Source organism: Bradyrhizobium sp. CB3481 (assembly GCF_029714305.1).
Classification (GTDB): Bacteria; Pseudomonadota; Alphaproteobacteria; order Rhizobiales; family Xanthobacteraceae; genus Bradyrhizobium.
This window is the reverse complement of the sequence record NZ_CP121647.1, coordinates 7,323,032-7,340,170: the sequence shown is the minus strand read 5'-3', so window position 1 is coordinate 7,340,170 and position 17,139 is coordinate 7,323,032. Positions and strand designations below refer to the sequence as shown.

15 protein-coding genes are annotated in these 17,139 nt (G+C 64.1%); 8 read left to right on the top strand and 7 right to left on the bottom strand.

The window, feature by feature from the left end; all coding sequences use genetic code 11:
• Positions 1–17 precede the first annotated feature (17 nt).
• On the top strand, positions 18–752 hold the full coding sequence (locus tag QA643_RS35490) for an SDR family oxidoreductase (protein WP_283030295.1): 735 nt from the start codon (positions 18–20) through the stop codon (positions 750–752).
• A gap of 90 nt (positions 753–842) precedes the next feature.
• Positions 843–1,238 (top strand): CsbD family protein, encoded by a 396-nt coding sequence (locus QA643_RS35485; RefSeq protein ID WP_283030294.1) that lies wholly within the window; start codon positions 843–845, stop codon positions 1,236–1,238.
• Positions 1,239–1,326: 88 nt separating this feature from the next.
• Here the strand turns inward: QA643_RS35485 and QA643_RS35480 are convergent, their stop codons facing one another.
• Together QA643_RS35480 and QA643_RS35475 are read right to left on the bottom strand one after the other, a co-directional pair.
• Complete coding sequence (locus tag QA643_RS35480; RefSeq protein ID WP_283030293.1) at positions 1,327–3,060, bottom strand: DUF459 domain-containing protein; 1,734 nt, start codon at positions 3,058–3,060, stop codon at positions 1,327–1,329.
• A 160-nt stretch (positions 3,061–3,220) separates the two neighbouring features.
• Positions 3,221–4,582, bottom strand: a complete 1,362-nt coding sequence (locus QA643_RS35475) for a lytic murein transglycosylase (RefSeq protein WP_283035039.1) — start codon at positions 4,580–4,582, stop codon at positions 3,221–3,223.
• Between the two features lie 236 nt (positions 4,583–4,818).
• On the opposite strand from QA643_RS35475, the gene galU reads away from it, so the two are divergent.
• The gene (gene galU / locus QA643_RS35470; protein WP_283030292.1) at positions 4,819–5,697 is read left to right on the top strand and encodes a UTP--glucose-1-phosphate uridylyltransferase GalU; all 879 of its coding nucleotides are present in this window, start codon (positions 4,819–4,821) and stop codon (positions 5,695–5,697) included.
• 128 nt (positions 5,698–5,825) lie between these two features.
• Here galU and QA643_RS35465 read toward each other — a convergent pair whose 3' ends face one another.
• Complete coding sequence (locus tag QA643_RS35465; RefSeq protein WP_283030290.1) at positions 5,826–7,352, bottom strand: diguanylate cyclase; 1,527 nt, start codon at positions 7,350–7,352, stop codon at positions 5,826–5,828.
• Positions 7,353–7,484: 132 nt separating this feature from the next.
• On the opposite strand from QA643_RS35465, the gene QA643_RS35460 reads away from it, so the two are divergent.
• On the top strand, positions 7,485–7,769 hold the full coding sequence (locus QA643_RS35460) for a hypothetical protein (protein WP_283030288.1): 285 nt from the start codon (positions 7,485–7,487) through the stop codon (positions 7,767–7,769).
• Positions 7,770–7,867: 98 nt separating this feature from the next.
• Here QA643_RS35460 and QA643_RS35455 read toward each other — a convergent pair whose 3' ends face one another.
• Together QA643_RS35455 and QA643_RS35450 are read right to left on the bottom strand one after the other, a co-directional pair.
• A complete protein-coding gene (locus QA643_RS35455) occupies positions 7,868–10,744 on the bottom strand; it encodes an EAL domain-containing protein (RefSeq protein ID WP_283030287.1) in 2,877 nt (958 codons plus the stop codon).
• Positions 10,745–10,865: 121 nt separating this feature from the next.
• Positions 10,866–11,864, bottom strand: coding sequence for an NAD(P)H-quinone oxidoreductase (locus QA643_RS35450; RefSeq protein ID WP_283030286.1), 999 nt, complete (start codon positions 11,862–11,864; stop codon positions 10,866–10,868).
• 121 nt (positions 11,865–11,985) lie between these two features.
• Here QA643_RS35450 and QA643_RS35445 point away from each other — a divergent pair, with 121 nt between their 5' ends.
• Positions 11,986–12,177: a DUF1192 domain-containing protein gene (locus QA643_RS35445; protein ID WP_283030285.1), complete on the top strand. Its 192-nt coding sequence runs from the start codon at positions 11,986–11,988 to the stop codon at positions 12,175–12,177.
• Between the two features lie 511 nt (positions 12,178–12,688).
• Positions 12,689–13,201 carry a DUF1465 family protein gene (locus tag QA643_RS35440; RefSeq protein ID WP_283030283.1) on the top strand — a complete coding sequence of 171 codons (513 nt, stop codon included), beginning with the start codon at positions 12,689–12,691 and terminating at the stop codon, positions 13,199–13,201.
• 176 nt (positions 13,202–13,377) lie between these two features.
• Here the strand turns inward: QA643_RS35440 and rpmE are convergent, their stop codons facing one another.
• Complete coding sequence (rpmE, locus tag QA643_RS35435) at positions 13,378–13,605, bottom strand: 50S ribosomal protein L31 (RefSeq protein ID WP_057833964.1); 228 nt, start codon at positions 13,603–13,605, stop codon at positions 13,378–13,380.
• Positions 13,606–13,785: 180 nt separating this feature from the next.
• Between rpmE and QA643_RS35430 the strand changes: the two genes are divergently transcribed.
• Both QA643_RS35430 and QA643_RS35425 read left to right on the top strand, forming a co-directional pair.
• Positions 13,786–15,639, top strand: a complete 1,854-nt coding sequence (locus QA643_RS35430; protein WP_283030282.1) for an ABC transporter ATP-binding protein/permease — start codon at positions 13,786–13,788, stop codon at positions 15,637–15,639.
• 79 nt (positions 15,640–15,718) lie between these two features.
• Positions 15,719–15,919, top strand: a complete 201-nt coding sequence (locus QA643_RS35425; protein WP_283030281.1) for a hypothetical protein — start codon at positions 15,719–15,721, stop codon at positions 15,917–15,919.
• Positions 15,920–15,991: 72 nt separating this feature from the next.
• Here QA643_RS35425 and QA643_RS35420 read toward each other — a convergent pair whose 3' ends face one another.
• Positions 15,992–17,020 (bottom strand): peptidoglycan -binding protein, encoded by a 1,029-nt coding sequence (locus QA643_RS35420; RefSeq protein ID WP_283030280.1) that lies wholly within the window; start codon positions 17,018–17,020, stop codon positions 15,992–15,994.
• Between the last annotated feature and the right edge of the window lie 119 nt (positions 17,021–17,139).

Below are 17,139 nucleotides of genomic sequence, written 5' to 3'. Positions count from 1 at the left end.
AGAAAAGGATCGCAGGGATGAACGAACTCGATTTCAGCGGCAGGCAGGTGCTGGTGGTTGGCGGCTCCAGCGGCATCGGCAACGGCATCGCGCAGGCCTTTCGCGCCAAGGGTGCGAAGGTCGCCGTCTGCGGCACGCGCAAAAGCGCCGCCGACTATTCGCCCGACGAGGGATCGCATCTCGAAGGCCTCGACTATTTCCAGCTCGACGTCAGCGACGCGCCGGCCATTCAATCCTTCAAGCCGGCCTTCGAAACACTCGACGTGCTGGTGCTGGCGCAGGGCGCGGTGATCTATCGCCGCGGCGAGTTCGAGATGGACGGTTTTCGCAAGGTTGTGGAAGTCAATTTGATAAGCCTGATGGCGTGCGCAACCAGATTTCAGGCGATGCTGAGCGCGGCAAAGGGTTCGCTGATCATCGTCAGCTCTACCGCCGCCTATCACTCCACCATGGGCAATCCGGCGTACAACGCTTCCAAGACCGGCGCGGTGGGCCTGACGCGCACGCTCGGCGAGGCATGGGCCGAGAACGGCATTCGCGTCAACGGCATCGCACCGGGCCTTGTCGACACCAAGATGACCAAAGCAACGACGGCAAATCCAAAGCGGCTCGAAGGCGCGCTGGAACGGATCCCCCTGAAGCGACTCGGTACGCCCGCGGACATGGCCGGCGCGGCCTTGTTCCTCGCCTCGCCGCTGGCGTCCTACATCATCGGCCAGACCATTGTGGTCGATGGCGGGCTGATCCTGTAAGCCCGGCATCTTGCGTAGCGGCGCGTTGTAGCGGCAGGAACCTGGACGGGGGCTCGTCGGTTACACCTCTTGAAAACAGGAGTGACCGCAATGGATAAGGATCGGATTGCCGGTTCGGCGAAAGACTTTGCCGGTAAGGTCGAAAGTACGGTCGGCAACATGGCCGGCGATGCGAAGACGCAGGTCGAGGGCCGCGCGCGCGAAGCCGCAGGCACGGTGCAAAATCTCTACGGCCAGGCCAAGGATGCAGCCCGCGACGTCAAGGACGCGGCCCGCGACGCCACCGACGCCGCCGTCAACTACGCCAAGGACGCCTACGAAAACAGCGGCGACACGGTTCGTAGCGGCCAAAAGGCGGTGGCGAAAACCGTGCGGGAAAATCCGCTGGGCGCACTGCTCGTCGCCGGCGGAATCGGCTTTGCATTGGCGCTGTTAATGACGCGCCCGCTCCGTCGCCCGCCGCCGCGCTGGCGCTATTACGGCTAAAGCGTACCTCATCCTCACAGGTTCATCGGGCGATGCAGTGCATCGTCCGATGACGCGCGAACGCGGCCCTGGGCTGAGGCTTCAGAAATTATCGCCAGAAATTGCCGGGCGGGACTTCGGCCGCGCGTCCGACGTTACCCGGCGGGCGCGGTGCGCCCGGGCCAAACGGCCCGCGCGGCGGTGCCGCCGCGGGCGGAGCAGGGGCGCGCGGTGCCGCGCCGAAGCCGCCGAAGAAATCACGCAGCGACGGCCCGTTGTTTTGCGCCGGCCGAAGCTGCATCGGCGGCGGCGGTGGCGGCGCTAGTCTCCGTTGCTGCTGCTGCACTTGCTGCGGCGGCGGCAGCAGAAGCTGTTTCTGCGCGGGCGCTGCCGGTGCTGCGCCGCTGGGTGAGGCAGCCGCAACCGGAACATCGCCCTTGGCGGGCTCGCGGCCGATTTCCCGGCGCGGCCACATGTAATCATCGGCGCGGCCGGCAGGCGGCGCCAGCGCTTCACCTTTCACCAGCGTACGTGCGGCGAGAGCATCGACCGCGGCGGGACGCGAGCCGGGCCCGCCGAGCAACTGGTCGGTGCCGACGGAGGAGGCCACCAGCGGCATGACCGGTCCGGCCAGGGGCCGCGGCGCCGGCTGGCCGGGCGCGACATTGGCCTCGGGCGCGGTCGGCTCGATCGGCACCGCAATCGGGCCCGAGCGTGCCGCGAGCAGGCGCGTCACTTCGCGCTCGACATAATGCGCAAGCTTGCGCGCGCCAGGCCGGGTGAAGAACACGCCATCGGCGGTGCGGAGCTGGCGGATCTGGCCTTCGAAGTCGGGGCCCTTCTGCAGGAAGCGGCCGGCTTCGTCGACAAAGCCGTCCCAGATATCGACATAGGTGATGCCGGCCTTGCCCGCACCGTCGCGATAGAGCGCGTCGAGAAACAGCATGTCGGCTGTTCCCTTTTGCCCGCGGATTGCCGGCAGCCCAACCCACAACACCGGCACGCCCTTGGCTTTCAGGATGCCGATCAGCTCTTCGATCTTCTTGGCGTAGAGCTCGACCCAGCGCTCGTCGCGAAATTCATAGAGCCCGCCGCCCGAGCGCGCGCTCTTCTCCGGGGCGGCTTGCGGCGTGTCGTTGTCGGCATCGTCAGGCGACAATTCGGCGTCGGCCGGCTTGTCGTCGCGCTTTGCCGTCTCCGCCTGGCCTTCCGGCTTCGGCTTGCCGTCGGCAGACTTGCCGTCCGCAGGCTTGGCGTCCGGCTTGCGCGCGTCTTTCTTCTCGTCCTTCTTGTCGGTCTTCTTCTCGGTGACCACCTCGCGGATCGCCTGGCGGTCGTTGAGGCCGAGCATGACGACGATGGCGTCCGGCTTTTCGGTGGCAAGGATGGCCTTTGCCGCCGCGGCCCAATCGGCGGGCTCGCCGCGCGGCTGATACTTGATCAGGCCGGAGGCGGTCTTGTGCTTGCGGATCACGCCCATATCGGGCTGCTCGGAATAGGCGTCTTCGAGGCCATAGGCGAGCCAGTCGGCCATGGCATCGCCGAGCACCAGGATGTTGTGCTCCGCCACAGTGTCGCGCTTGGCGGGGCCCGGCGCACGGGAGAAATCCTGGCGCGGCGCCTGCTGCTGGGGAGACTGCTGGAATGGCGCGAAGAAATCGCCGCCGAACCACCCACGGTCGCGTTGCGGCGCCTGCCGCGGCGGACCGCCGAAGCCGCCGAAGTTGAAAAACTGCGCGGAAGCCGGTCCCGCGATTCCGACCAGAAGCGCGATGACAACCGCCAGCACGGCCAGCGGGCCGGTGTCGGTGAACACGCGCAAGAAGGACTTTGGCTTTCGCATCCGGCTCGGTCGCAAAATGGATCGTGAAGCGTCAAATATAGTAGCGGAATCGGGCCGCAAGCGGGCAGATTTTCCCCATAAACTGGTGTTCCGGCCCGACCGTCAAGGTTTCTGCCGAATCGTGGTTTTCAGCCCCCTTTCGGCCCGGAAAGGGGGGCGTTTAACGCCCTCTCAGCCGATCCAATACGTCCGCCGAGGCAAATCCGTCAGTCGGCGCCCCGATCGAGGCCTGGAAGCTGCGGAGCGCCTCCCGGGTCTGGCCGCCAAACTGGCCGTCCGGGGTGCCCTTGTAGAAGCCGCGCTGGGCCAAGAGCTGTTGCAGTTCCAGCCGCTCGGCGCGCGATAGCACCCGTTCCTGCCGCGGCCAGGCCTGCACGAAGGGCGGGCCGCCGCGAAGGCGGTCGGCAAAATGGCCGATCGCCAGCGCATAGGCCTCCGCCGGGTTGTATTTCATGATCACCCGGAAATTCTGCAGCATCAGAAAGCCAGGCCCCTGCATGCCGGCCGGCGCCAGCAGATAGGCCTTTTCGGTCGTATCCGGGAAAGGCTTGCCGTCGGCCCGGGTCAGGCCCTGGGCCTGCCACTGCGCGATCGTCATCGCCTTGGATTTGTCCGCCAGCATGAAGTTGAAGCCCTGCGGCAGCACCACTTCATAGCCCCAGCTCCGGCCGCTCTGCCAGCCGTCCTTCTTGAGGTTGTTGGCGGTGGAGGCGATCAGGTCGGCGGCGTTGTCGACGACGTCGCGGCGGCCGTCGCCGTCGCCGTCAACGGCATAGCGCTTGAACGCGGTCGGCATGAACTGCGTCGGACCGAACGCGCCGGCCCAGGAGCCGCGCATCTGTTCGATACGCAGATCGCCGCGGTTGAGGATTTCCAGCGCGGTGAGGAATTCATCCTTGAAATAGGCCTGGCGGCGGCCGATGCAGGCCAGCGTCGCTGTCGAATTCACCACGCTGCGGTCGCCGATTTGCGTCGAGTAGTTGGATTCGATGCCCCAGATCGAGGCGATGATGTAGCGGTCGACGCCGTAGGCCTTCTCCGCCGCGTCGAATTGCGGTTTGTATTTGGCGAGGATCTCGCGCCCCTTGGCGAGGCGGTTGTCGTTCACGAGAATGTCGAGATAGTCCCAGATCGCCTTGGTGAATTCGGGCTGCGAATCCATCAGGTCCATGATGCGCAGATCAGGCTCGAGCCCTGCGGTGAAGCGCTGGAAATTTTCCTGGCTGATGTTGCGCCGTGCGGCATCAGGCCACATTGAGGCAACGCAGTTCTGAAAATTCGTCGCCGCTTGCCGGATCGCATCAGCGGTCATCAGGGGATGGCCGGAAGCGCCGTCCTCGCCGCTCCAGGGCGGCGGCGCGCCGTTCGGGCCGGGCGCGGCTTGCGGCACGGGGCTGGCGTTCGGACCCGAGAAGATGTTGCCCAAAAAGTTCGAAATCCCGTCTTTGCCCGACGATTGGGCATGGGACGGGGTGACGAAAGCGGCCGGACAGGAACACAACAGCGCGGCCACGATTAGCATCGTGCCGGCCCATTTGCTCATCGCTCGTTCAGCTAAGCCCATGCAGTGTCCGTCCGTCGTTTCTCACCCCGGTTCTAAAGGCCCGGTCACGGTTTCCAATAGCTTAACAGTGGGCATTTTGTTGTCCCGTCGCTTACGCGCAAGGGGACCATACATCCGCCTTTGTTCAGGGCTGCAAACCGGCTATCAACGTGCTTTCAAAGCACTTTCCTCGTTTCTAGGGCTCCCGACATCCCATGAAGATCCGTAAAGCCGTTTTTCCGGTCGCCGGTCTCGGCACCCGCGTCCTGCCTGCCACCAAGGCAATGCCGAAGGAGATGCTGACCATCGTCGACAAGCCGTTGATCCAATATGTGGTCGACGAGGCCAAGGAGGCCGGCATCGAGCATTTCGTCTTCGTCACCGGCCGCAACAAGGGCGTGATCGAGGACCATTTCGACCGCATGTTCGAGCTCGACACCACGCTGGCCCAGCGCGGCAAGAAGGTCGAGCAGGACATTCTGGCGCGCGACCAGCCCGAAGCGGGCGCCATGAGCTTCACCCGCCAGCAGGCGCCGCTCGGCCTCGGACATGCGGTGTGGTGCGCGCGCGACATTGTCGGCGATGAGCCGTTCGCAGTGGTGCTGCCGGATGAGCTGGTGCTGAATACGCCCGGTTGCCTCAAGCAGATGATCGAGGCCGCAAGCAAGCTCGGCGCAAAATCCAACCTGCTCGCGGTGGAAGCGGTGCCCGACGATCTCACCCATCAATACGGCATCTGCGGCGTCGGCCAGCGCCTCGCCAGCAATATGTTCGAGGTCGACGGCATGGTGGAGAAACCGCCGAAGGGCACGGCGCCGTCAAATCTTTCGATCACCGGCCGCTACATCCTGCAACCGGAAATCTTCAAGATCCTAGAGAAGCAGGAGCGCGGCGCGGGCAACGAGATTCAGCTCACCGACGCCATGAAGACCCTCGCCAAGACGCAGAAATTCTATGGCGTCGAGTTCGAGGGCGAGCGCCACGATTGCGGCTCGAAATCCGGCTTCCTGCGCGCCAACATCGCCTACGGCATGGCCCGCGACGAATTGCGCGACGGCCTGCGCGCGGAGATGAAGAAGTATCTGGATAAATGAAGTAAGGCGCGGAGGTCCTTCGCCGTCATTGCGAGGAGCGGAGCGACGAAGCAATCCATCGTTCCGCATACACTGAAGCATGGATTGCTTCGCTTCGCTCGCAATGACGGTGGTCAGCGACAGTGCGCCTAAGCCACCAGCGCGAGCTGCGGGATTGTGGCGACCACGGACTGGTTACGGCCGTTGGCCTTGGCGGCGTAGAGCGCCTTGTCGGCGGCTTCGATCAGATCGGACCAGCCGACCGCTCCTGTCGGCGTCATGCTTGCCACGCCGATGCTGACGGTCGTCACGTTGGGGTCTTCGGACCATTGTTCGACCTTCAGGCGAATGACCTCGGCGACGGTGAATGCTTCGATCGCCGAGAGGCCCGGCAACAGCACGGCGAACTCCTCGCCGCCATAGCGCGCCGGACAATCGCCGGCCCGTCGCACCGTGTCGGAAATGCAGATCGCGATGCCGACCAGCACCTGGTCGCCGGCCTGATGGCCGTAGGTGTCGTTATAGGCCTTGAAATGATCGGCATCGATCATCAGGACCGCGACCGGCGTCTTGTTGCGCGTCGCCCGCCGCCACTCGGCGTCGATCTCGGTATCGAATTTGCGCCGGTTCTTCAGTCCGGTCAGCGAGTCCGTCGTCGCGAGTTCCTCGAGCTTCTCCTCCGCTTTTGCCCGGCGGCCGATCTCGCGTGCGAGGAACAGCGTGGTGCCGACCACGAACAAGGTGAGCACGATCATGATCGCCCCGATCCGGAGCGCTTCGCGGTGCCAAAGTTTTAAGATGCTCGCCAGCGGCTTTCCGACCACGACGAAAAACAGGCTCGTCGTACCGGCGCGAACGAACAGCCGTGGGGTCGGATCGACCGGGCCGACCCCGGCATAAGATCCGCCTTCCTTCAGGTTTGCCGGATTCCACCTTGGCCGCTCAGCCAGATTCTTGCCGATGATGTCGAGGTCGAACGGCTTGCGCATGATGACCGTTCGATCCTGACGCAGCACCGTGATCGTATCGCCGGGATCGAGCGTGAGCCGGCCGAACAGTTCATGGAAATAGCTGAAGCGGATCGAGCCCACCACGACGCCAAGGAAGCCGCCGTCGGAATCATTGATGCGCCGGCTGAACACGATCGAATAGGCGCTGCGACGCAGCATCGGGCGACTCATGTAGAGGCCGACGTCGGGACTGGCGCGATGGACCTGAAAATACTCCTCATCGCTACGATCCTCCGGCGCCGGATCGAGGCTGGCGGCATCGATGCTGAGCTTGCCATCGGCATCGAATACCTGAATCGCGCCGAAGTGCTTGGCGGTCGCGGCATGATCGAACAAGATCAGATGGCGGATCTCCTTGCTGACCTTGTGAATCTCCGGCATCACCAGATTGTTGGCGACGTTGCGCAACGACAGATCGTAGAGCTCAAGGTTTCGCGCGATATCGGAATCTATTCCCGTTGCGAGATTTTCCAGCGTCTGGCGCGCGAGCTCTTCCTCGCCGCGGCGCATGTCGAGCATCACGCTGATACAAATTGCGGAGAAGCCGATGACGGTTGCGATCGACGATGCGATGAGCAGCTTCACGGACAAACGCCAGTGGCGGCGGCCGGAGTCCTTCCTGAACCAACCCTTTCCGGCCACGTCGCTTTGCCGCCCGAATAGCATCGTCTGCTCCAAGCCATCCGGTATGCTCCGCATAAATTGTTGCGGCCTTAAGCGGCAAGGGCGATATGATAGAGAGTTAACGGCTGGTTGCCGGCGCCCACGGTTTTCCGCAAATCACCATCGAGGACACGCGTGAACGTTTACGACCCGCTACGGGACTATCTGAAGGCGCAAACGCGTGCCGAATTCGTGCTGAGCTTCGAGGAAATCGAGGAGATCATCGACGCCGCGCTACCGCGGGCGGCGCAGCGCGCCTCCTGGTGGGACAGCCTGCGCAGCCCGCAGGAAAAGATGCCGCAGCGCGAGGCATGCCTCGACGGCGGTTACATCGCCACCCGCCAGGCAGATGGGCAGAGCGTGAAGTTCAAAAGGATGCCGCAGGACCGCCGTCGTCCCCGCGAAAGCGGGGACCCATAATCGCCGGCCATTGTTATAGTGAAGACAATTGGCCCCATCATTTCACCGAAAGGCCGCGGCGTATGGGCCCCTGCCTTCGCAGGGGCGACGGAAACAATTCAGCTCGCCGCTTCGAGCCGCTCTTCCGTCAGTAGCCGCATCGCGGCATCGGCGTCCATCGGCTCGCCGAAGGCAAAGCCCTGCGCGTATTCGCAGCCGAGCTGATAGAGCTCGACGGCGTCCGAATCCGTCTCGGCGCCTTCCGCCACCACGTCCATGCCGAGGTCGTGGGCCAGCGCGATGATTGATTTTAGGATCACCGGGCGGGTGCCGCGGCTGGTGGTGCGCACGAAGGACTGGTCGATCTTGATGGTGTCGAACGGGAAGCGCTGCAGATAGGCCAGCGAGGAATGGCCGGTGCCGAAATCGTCGAGCGACAGCCCGGTGCCGAGCTCGCGGATGCGCGTCAGCATCTGCGCGGCGTGCTCGGGATTTTCCATCACCAGCGATTCCGTCAGCTCCAGTTTCAGCGTGCCGCGCGCCACCGACGAGCGCGACAGCACGGTACGAATATCGTGGATCAGGTCGTGCCGCAGCAATTGCCGCGAGGAGACATTGACGGAAGCGAAGATCGGCTCGCGCGAACGCATCGCGCGCTGCCAGACCGAAAGCTGCCGCGCCGTCTGATCCAGCACGAACATGCCGAGATCGACGATCAGGCCGATCTCCTCGGCAATCGAGATGAATTCCGACGGCGACATCCGGCCGAGTTTTGGATGGTCCCAGCGCGCCAAGGCCTCGAAGCCGGCGATCGAGCGGTCTTCCAGCCGTACGATCGGCTGGTACAGGATGGTGATTTCCTGCCGCTCGATGGCGCGGCGCAGCTCGCTTTCCAGCGTCAGGCGGTCGGTCTTCCGCGCGCGCATTGCGGGCTTATACACGTCGATGCGGTCGCCGCCGATGCGCTTGGAATGATACATCGCCAGCTCGGCGTCCTTGATGATCTCTTCGCTGAGCGGCGTCTGCGGGTCGGACAGCGCGAGGCCGATCGATGCGGTCAGGAAGATCTCGCGGTCGTTGAACGCGATCGGGGCGCGGATCGTCTTGCGGATGGTTTCGGCGAAATTGGTGATGCGCGCCGGATCCTGCTCCGACAACAGGATCAGGCCGAACTGGTCGCCGGCGAGCCGCGCCAGCGTGTCCTGCGGCTTGAGGATGCGCGTCAGCCGCCGCGCCAGGGTCAGCAGGATGGAATCGCCGACCGCAATGCCGACGGAATCGTTGACCTGCTTGAAGCGGTCGAGGTCGATCACCATCAGCGTCGGCCGCAGGTTCGGCATGGCCTTGGTGAAATTGGCAACCGCGCCGAGACGGTCCATGAACAATTTGCGGTTCGGCAGGCCGGTAAGGTTGTCATGCACGGAGTCGTGCAGCATCCGCTCTTCGGCGTTCTTGAACTCGGTGACGTCGGTGAGCGTGCCGACGACGCGCGAGACCTCGCCGTCGGAGCCGACCACCGGGCGCGCCTTCAGCGCGAACCACATGAAGTGGCCGTCGGGGGTGCGCAGGCGAAAATCCTGCACCAGGCGGCCGCGGCGCTGGTCGAGCACGCTGTCGAGCGCGGCGCGGAAGCGGTCCTGGTCGAGCGGGTGCAGCACCTCGAGCCATTTGGCGGCGGGACCTTCCAGCGTGCCGCGCTTCAGGCCCAAGAGGCTTTCGGTCTCCGGGCTGGTGAACACCTTGTCGGCGGAGACGTCCCAGTCCCAGATCAGATCGCCGGAGCCCGTCAGCGCCAGCGCGCGGCGTTCAACGTCGGAGACGATGCCGGTGGTGGCGCCGCCGCCGGCGAAAGCGTGCTGCATCACCGTAAATCCGATCAGCATCACGATCAGCACGAGGCCGCCGAGCAGCGCGGGGCCGACGATGTCGTTGGTAACGGAGCCCGCAACCGTCATGCCGGCCGCGATCACCCAGACCACCAGCAGGAACCAAGTCGGGATCAACAGCACAGCGCGGTCGAAGCCATGCGTCGACAGATAGACGATCAGCGCAAAGCCGGCGAAGGCGATCAGGACCAGCGAGATGCGCGCGATGCCCGAGGCGACCGCGGGATCGAACAGCGCCAGCCCTACCAGCGAGCCGAGGAAGGCGAGCCAGCCGACAGTGATGTGGGAATAGCGCACATGCCAGCGGCTGAGATTGAGATAGGCGAACAGGAACACCAGAAGCGTTGCCGCAAGGATCGCTTCGCCCGCCGCGCGCCAGACGCGCTCGGCGTTGTTCGACATGTCGAGCACCTTGCCCCAGAAGCCGAAATCGACGCCGATATAGACCAGCACCGCCCAGGCCAGCGCGGCGGCGGCCGGGAACATGATGCTGCCCTTCACCACGAACAAAATCGTCAGCACCAGCGCCAACAGGCCGGAGATGCCGATCACGATGCCTTGGTAGAGCGTGAAGGAGTTGACCTTGTCCTTGTAGGCGTCGGGTTCCCAGAGATAGAGCTGCGGCAATTTGTCGGTGCGCAGTTCCGCCACGAAGGTGATGACGGCGCCGGGGTCGAGCGTGATGCGGAAAATGTCGGCGGTCGCGCTTTCCTGCCGCTCGGGGCGGTCACCGGTGGACGGCGTAATCGTTGCGATGCGCGACAGGCCGAGGTCGGGCCACAACAGCCCCGACGAGACGATGCGATAATGTGGGGCGACGATCAGGCGGTCGAGCTGGTCGTCGGTGTTGTTGGCGAGCGCGAACACCACCCAGTTCTGCCCACCCTCGCGGGCGCGGACCTCGATGCGGCGGACGATGCCGTCGGTTCCCGGCGCGGTCGAAACCTGGATGCGGTCGGTTTCGCTGCGCTGATGGTCGAGGACGGCGGTGAGATCGATGGCAGGCGCGTCGCTGCGGACGCTGACAGCGTCAATGGCGTGCGCCGCAGGCGCTGCCGCAACAATCATGAGGCCCAGCGCGAGCCGCGCCAGGCACCTGATCAGACGCAATGTCAGTACTCCGCGACCAACGATTCTCCCGGCCCAGCGAACGGGTCGGCGTAGGCCGCGATAAATGACATGAAAGCAAATCGAATCAAAGGGTTTCCACCCTGACTCCGCGCGCGATCGGTCAAACCTCCAACACAATTTTGCCAATATGTGCGCTGGTCTCCATCCGCTGGTGCGCATCGGCGACTTTTTCCAGCGGGAATGAGCTGTCCATCAGGGGTTTTACACGTCCCTCGCGCAAAAGCGGCATGACCTTGGCCTCAATTGCGGCCACCATCGCCGCCTTATCCGCATTAGTACGGGGGCGCAGTGTGGACCCGGTGTGGGTCAGCCGCTTCACCATCACCTTGGCAATATTGACGCTGACCTTGGGCCCGTTGAGGGTTGCGATTTGCACGATGCGGCCATCGACCGCGGCGGCATCGTAATTGCGATCGACATAGTCGCCGGCGACCATGTCGAGGATCAAATTGGCGCCGACATTATTGGTCTCCGCCTTGACCACGGCGACGAAGTCTTCCGTCTTGTAGTTGATGGCGCGGTCGGCGCCGAGCTTGAGGCAGGCATCGATCTTGTCCTGCGAGCCGACGGTCACGATCACCTTGGCGCCGAATGCCTTGGCAAGCTGGATCGCCATCGTGCCGATGCCGGACGAGCCGCCATGGATCAAAAGGGTTTCACCGGCCTTGAGGGCGCCGCGCTCGAACACATTGTGCCAGACCGTCATCAGCGTTTCCGGAATGGCGCCGGCTTCCTGGATCGAGAGCGAGGGGGGCACCGCCATCGCCTGTGCATCCTGCGCAATGCAATATTGGGCGTAGCCGCCGCCCGCGACCAGCGACATCACCTTGTCGCCGAGCTTGTGCTTTTTGGCGCCTTCGCCGAGCGCGACAACTTCGCCGGCGATTTCGAGGCCGGGCAGGTCGCTGGCGCCGGGCGGCGGCGGATAGGCGCCGGAACGCTGCGCGACGTCGGGACGATTGACGCCGGCCGCCATCACCTTGACCAGGATCTCGCCCGGACCGGGCACCGGCACGGGACGGGTTTCCGGCAGCAACACCTCGGGGCCGCCGGGCTTGCTGATGCCGATGACGGTCATTTGCGCGGGCAGCTTTTCCATGATTTGTCCTTGCGAAAGGCTGAGAATGAAGGGCGGTTCCTGATTAGCCAGCCCGGCTCCGGCTGGCAACCGCGTGAGGGGATGGCCTGACCTGCAGGCAAGGGAAGAAGGGAGGAAGCGCATGGCGATCGAGGACGACGACAAGCCCCGCAAGAAGATCACCCACGAGATCGGCCAGGACCTGTCGCTGCTGTCGGTCGAGGAATTGACCGAGCGCATCGCGCTGTTGAATTCCGAGATCGTGCGGCTGCAAGAGGCGGTCACCAAGAAGCGCGCGTCGAAGGATGCGGCGAACAGCTTTTTCAAATCTTAGAATTCAAACTCTCTCCTTCGTCGTCCCGGACAAGTGAGAGCAGCGAACGCGATCCGGGATCCATACGCCGCGGCTCATCTTGTGGCAGGCCTCTGGCCGACTTCCCTCAATCATATCCGCTGGTGTTTATGGGTCCCCGCGTGCGCGGGGACGACCGCGGTTAGAGTCAACAATAGCACTCGGCCAATGGCCGACATGGCAAACAAAGTCTAAAAAAAATCGCTCGTTTACGACCCGTTAAGCTTTCTCGATTATGACTGTCACTGTCCTCGTTTGGACACCGAGTGGCTCCTGTCCACTCTGTTTGACGCCTCCCTGTTATCAACTTCAAAAGCCGCCGGAAACGGCGGCTCTTTTTTGTGCTGAGCACGGCTATTTTGTGCCCCCATACGCTGGAAACCATAAACTTGGTTGCCGCTGGACTCTCGACCCCGCCCGAGCAATGATTTGTTCATCATAAGCCGGTGGTTCACAGCCGGTTGGGGCAAATAGTGGCGTGAGGGCGTTAACCATGGCGGAGCGTTCGCAAAGCGAAACCGCGCTCGTGATGTTCAGCGAGCGACTGACTAATTCGGCGGCGTTCGGAACTCTCTTCAGGGAAGGCATGGATTTGGTCGAGGAAACCGCCGCCTATCTGGACGGCGAGGGCCGCACCGAGGCCAAGGCGCTCGAGCGTTCTGTCAGTCTCACTTACGCAACCGAAAGCATGCGCCTCACCACCCGCCTGATGCAGCTCGCGTCCTGGCTGCTGCTGCACCGCGCGGTCAAGGAAGGCGAGATGACGCTGACCCAGGCCAACCGGGAAAAGACCAAGGTCAAGCTTACGGCTGCCGATCCCGGCCCGCAGGACATGATCGAAAAACTGCCGCAGCAATTGCAGGACCTGATCATGCGCTCGATGAACCTGCAGGCCAAGGTCCGCCGGCTCGATACCTCGATCCATGCACCGCCAGCCGAACGCGCGCCGATCGGCAACCCGCTGGTGCCGCAGCTCAACCGCCTGAAGGCGGCGTTCGAGCAGTAGGGCCGAAAATCTCGCACTGTCATTCCGGGGCGATGCGAAGCATCGAACCCGGAATCTCGAGAGTCCGGGTTCGCTTCGCGCCCGGAATGACGGCTGTAAACAGCCCAAACAAAAACGCCCCGGCTTGACCGGGGCGTTTTGTATTTCTGGACAGGAGGACAGCGGTCCGAGACCCCTCAGTCCTTCTTGAGGAAGCCCGAAAACTTCTTCTGGAAGCGCGACACGCGGCCGCCGCGGTCGAGGATCTGCTGCGAGCCGCCGGTCCAGGCCGGGTGCGACTTGGGGTCGATATCGAGATTCAGCTTGTCGCCTTCCTTGCCCCAGGTGGAGCGGGTCTGATACTCGGTCCCGTCGGTCATCACGACCGTAATCGTATGATAATTCGGATGAATTTCGGCTTTCATGGCATATCCTTCGGCGCGCCGGCGCCCATCTCAAATGTCAGGGTATACGGGATTTGGCGGCTCTATAACGTAAGCCGCCCGCCAAAACAAGCTACGTATATGCCCGGATTGGGAATCTCCCGGATTTGCCAGAGGGGGCCGCGGAGGCCTATCTGAGGGCGGAAAAACGGGTCGGATTTCATGAGCGCAGTGGAACAGATTGAAGCCCCCCGCGGCACACCGCCGCGCGACGCCCTGCTCGAGGAAGAGGCGTTCATCGAGGGTCAGCTGACGCAGTCGCCGGCCAAGACCCGCGCCAGGCTGCGCCCGCTACTCGCCCTCGCGCCCTATGTCGCGCGCTACCGTGGCCGCGCGCTGCTCGCCTTCGTCTCGCTGACGGTTGCGGCGATCACGACGCTGGTGGTGCCGATCGCGGTCCGCCGCATGATCGATTTCGGCTTCAGCCCCGAAGGCATCGCCCTGATCAACAGCTATTTCAGCGTCATGATCGCGGTCGTCGCGGTGCTCGCCGCCGCCAGCGCCTCGCGCTATTACCTCGTCATGACGATCGGCGAGCGCATCGTCGCCGATCTCCGACGCGATGTGTTCGCGCATCTGGTCTCGCTGTCGCCGGCCTTCTTCGATTCCGCGCGCTCGGGCGAACTGGTGTCGCGGCTGACGGCGGATACGACCCAGATCAAGTCGGCGGTCGGCGCCTCGGTGTCGATCGCGCTGCGCAACATGATGCTGTTCATCGGCGCCACCGCCATGATGGTGATCACGAGCCCGAAACTGTCCGGCTTCGTGCTGCTCGCTATCCCCGTGATCGTGATCCCGCTGGTCGCATTTGGGCGCTGGGTGCGGCGGCTGTCGCGCAATGCGCAGGATACGCTGGCGGATGCCAGCGCTTACGCCTCCGAACTAGTCGGTGCGATCAGGACGGTGCAGGCCTATACCAGCGAGCGGCTGGCAACGAACCGCTTCGGCGGCGAGGTCGAACAGGCCTATGAGGCGGCGCGCAGCTCAACGCGGGCGCGCGCGGTGCTGACGCTGATCATCATCTTCATCGTGTTTTCCAGCGTCGTCGCCATCCTCTGGGTCGGCTCGCATGACGTGCTGACCGGCCAGATCACGCCGGGCCGGCTCGGCCAGTTCGTGCTGTACGCGGCGTTTGCCGCCACCGGCCTCGGCCAGCTCAGCGAGGTCTGGGGCGAGGTCTCGGCGGCGTCAGGGGCAGCCGAGCGGCTGTTCGAAATTCTTCGGGTGAAATCGCAGATCACCGCGCCGCCGCAGCCGGTCGTGCTGCCCAAGCCCGCGCGCGGCGATGTCGGCTTTGAAAAGGTCAGCTTTGCCTATCCGGCGCGGCCGGACGTGCTGGTGGTCGACAACGTCTCGCTGTCGGTCAAGGCCGGCGAAAAGGTCGCGATCGTCGGGCCCTCGGGGGCCGGCAAGAGCACGTTGTTTCATCTCCTCTTGCGCTTCTACGATCCGGCGCGCGGCACGATTTCGCTGGATGGCGTGCCGGTCAAATCGGCCGATCCGGTCGAGGTGCGCTCGCGCATCGCACTGGTGCCGCAGGATAGCGTGGTGTTTGCGGCCAGCGCGCGCGAAAATATCCGCTTCGGCCGGCCGGATGCCACGGATGCCGAAGTCGAGCGCGCCGCCGATCTGGCGCATGCCACCGAATTCCTGCGCCGTCTGCCTGGCGGCTTCGAGGCGCAGCTCGGCGAGCGCGGCGTGACGCTGTCGGGCGGCCAGCGCCAGCGCATCGCGATTGCCCGCGCCATCCTGCGCGATGCGCCGCTGTTGCTGCTCGACGAAGCCACCTCCGCGCTCGATGCCGAAAGCGAGACGCTGGTGCAGACCGCGCTGGAAGAGTTGATGCGCCACCGCACCACGCTGGTGATCGCCCATCGCCTCGCGACCGTGCTGTCGTGCGACCGCATCATGGTGATGGACCAGGGCAAGATCGTCGAGCAGGGCACGCATGCGGAGCTGGTTGCAGCGAACGGGCTCTACGCGCGATTGGCGCGGCTGCAATTCGAGGGCGCGTAGCCGATTGACGGGAACCGAAAGGGCCACCTCGTTGTTGCCTGACCATACTTTTGAAAGGTCAGCTCAACAGGAGACGGTTATGCCCTTCCGCCGCGGTGGTTTTGCCCTGACGCCTCCCTCGGTCGCTATCTTCCTGGTTTCGTTCATTCTCGCAGTCTGCGCGCTGCTCGTGCGCTACGCGCATGTATCGATGCCGATCATCACGCCGGCGCATGTGTTCGACGTGCTGGCGATCGCCTATGTGGTGCTGACGGTAGGGGTTTTGATCCGCGGCGTATGACGGCTGCCGCATTGGGCATGTCGTCATGCCCGGGACAAGCCCGGCCATGACGTCGGGATCATCCCTCGCTAACTATCGTTCCGTCAGCTTCAGCTCGATGCGGCGGTTGCGCTTGTAGGCGTCTTCGTTGGGCGCGTTGTCGAGCGGCTGGAATTCGGCAAAGCCGGCGGCGACCAGCCGCTGCGCGGGCACGCCGAGGAAGATCAGGTACTGCACCACCGAGATGGCGCGCGCCGACGACAATTCCCAGTTCGACTTGAACAGCGGCGAATTGATCGGCCGCATGTCGGTGTGGCCGTCGACCCGCAGCACCCAGGCGATCTCCGCCGGAATCTGCTTGTCGAGATCGATCAGCGCGGTGGCGAGCTTGTCGAGCTCGGCGCGCCCCTCGGGCAGCAGCAGCGCCTGGCCGCTATCGAAGAACACTTCAGACTGGAACACGAAGCGGTCGCCGACGATGCGGACATCCGGACGGTTGCCGAGAATGGCGCGCAGGCGGCCGAAGAATTCCGAGCGGTAGCGCGACAATTCCTGCACGCGCTGCGCCAGCGCGACGTTAAGACGCTGGCCGAGATCGGCGATCCGCCCTTGCGATTCCTTGTCGCGCTTCTCGGAAGCTTCCAGCGCTTCCTCGAGCGCCGCGAGCTGACGGCGCAGCGCGCTGATCTGCTGGTTCAGCACCTCGATCTGAGCCAGCGCGCGCGTGCTGACGCTCTTTTCGGATTCGAGCGCCTTGGTGAGCTCGTTGGCGCGGCCTTGCGCGTCGCCGCCGGCGCCGGACAGTCCCTCATAGAGCCCCTTGATGCGGTCGCGTTCGCCCTCCGCGGCGGCGAGGCCGGCGCGCAATTGCGTGATCTGGTCGTCGAGCGCGAGCTTGCCGAGCTTCTCCAGCGATAACAGATCGTTGAGCTGTGCGATCTTGGCGTTGAGCTGCTCCAGCGCCTTGTCCTTGCCGGTGACCTCCTGCGACAGGAAGAACTGCACCACCAGGAACACCGACAGCAGGAATACGATCGACAGCACGAGCGTCGAGAGCGCGTCGACGAAGCCCGGCCAGTAGTTGAAACCGGATTCACTGCGGCGGGCGCGGGCGAGGGCCATGTTGAATTCTCCGACAATCTCGTGTCCCGGACGCGGTGCAGCGTGAAACGCTGCTCCGCAGAGCCGGGACCTACTCGCGATGGGTCCCGGCTCTGCGTCGCATCACTGGCGTGCTGCGT

What these genes read in the sequence shown, in the direction of transcription:
- QA643_RS35490 (WP_283030295.1), top strand. Translation starts at nt 18, where the DNA reads ATGAACGAACTCGATTTCAGCGGCAGGCAGGTGCTGGTGGTTGGCGGC.
- QA643_RS35485 (WP_283030294.1), top strand. Translation starts at nt 843, where the DNA reads ATGGATAAGGATCGGATTGCCGGTTCGGCGAAAGACTTTGCCGGTAAG.
- QA643_RS35480 (WP_283030293.1), bottom strand. Translation starts at nt 3,060, where the DNA reads ATGCGAAAGCCAAAGTCCTTCTTGCGCGTGTTCACCGACACCGGCCCG.
- QA643_RS35475 (WP_283035039.1), bottom strand. Translation starts at nt 4,582, where the DNA reads ATGCTAATCGTGGCCGCGCTGTTGTGTTCCTGTCCGGCCGCTTTCGTC.
- galU (WP_283030292.1), top strand. Translation starts at nt 4,819, where the DNA reads ATGAAGATCCGTAAAGCCGTTTTTCCGGTCGCCGGTCTCGGCACCCGC.
- QA643_RS35465 (WP_283030290.1), bottom strand. Translation starts at nt 7,352, where the DNA reads ATGCTATTCGGGCGGCAAAGCGACGTGGCCGGAAAGGGTTGGTTCAGG.
- QA643_RS35450 (WP_283030286.1), bottom strand. Translation starts at nt 11,864, where the DNA reads ATGGAAAAGCTGCCCGCGCAAATGACCGTCATCGGCATCAGCAAGCCC.
- QA643_RS35445 (WP_283030285.1), top strand. Translation starts at nt 11,986, where the DNA reads ATGGCGATCGAGGACGACGACAAGCCCCGCAAGAAGATCACCCACGAG.
- QA643_RS35440 (WP_283030283.1), top strand. Translation starts at nt 12,689, where the DNA reads ATGGCGGAGCGTTCGCAAAGCGAAACCGCGCTCGTGATGTTCAGCGAG.
- rpmE (WP_057833964.1), bottom strand. Translation starts at nt 13,605, where the DNA reads ATGAAAGCCGAAATTCATCCGAATTATCATACGATTACGGTCGTGATG.
- QA643_RS35430 (WP_283030282.1), top strand. Translation starts at nt 13,786, where the DNA reads ATGAGCGCAGTGGAACAGATTGAAGCCCCCCGCGGCACACCGCCGCGC.
- QA643_RS35425 (WP_283030281.1), top strand. Translation starts at nt 15,719, where the DNA reads ATGCCCTTCCGCCGCGGTGGTTTTGCCCTGACGCCTCCCTCGGTCGCT.
- QA643_RS35420 (WP_283030280.1), bottom strand. Translation starts at nt 17,020, where the DNA reads ATGGCCCTCGCCCGCGCCCGCCGCAGTGAATCCGGTTTCAACTACTGG.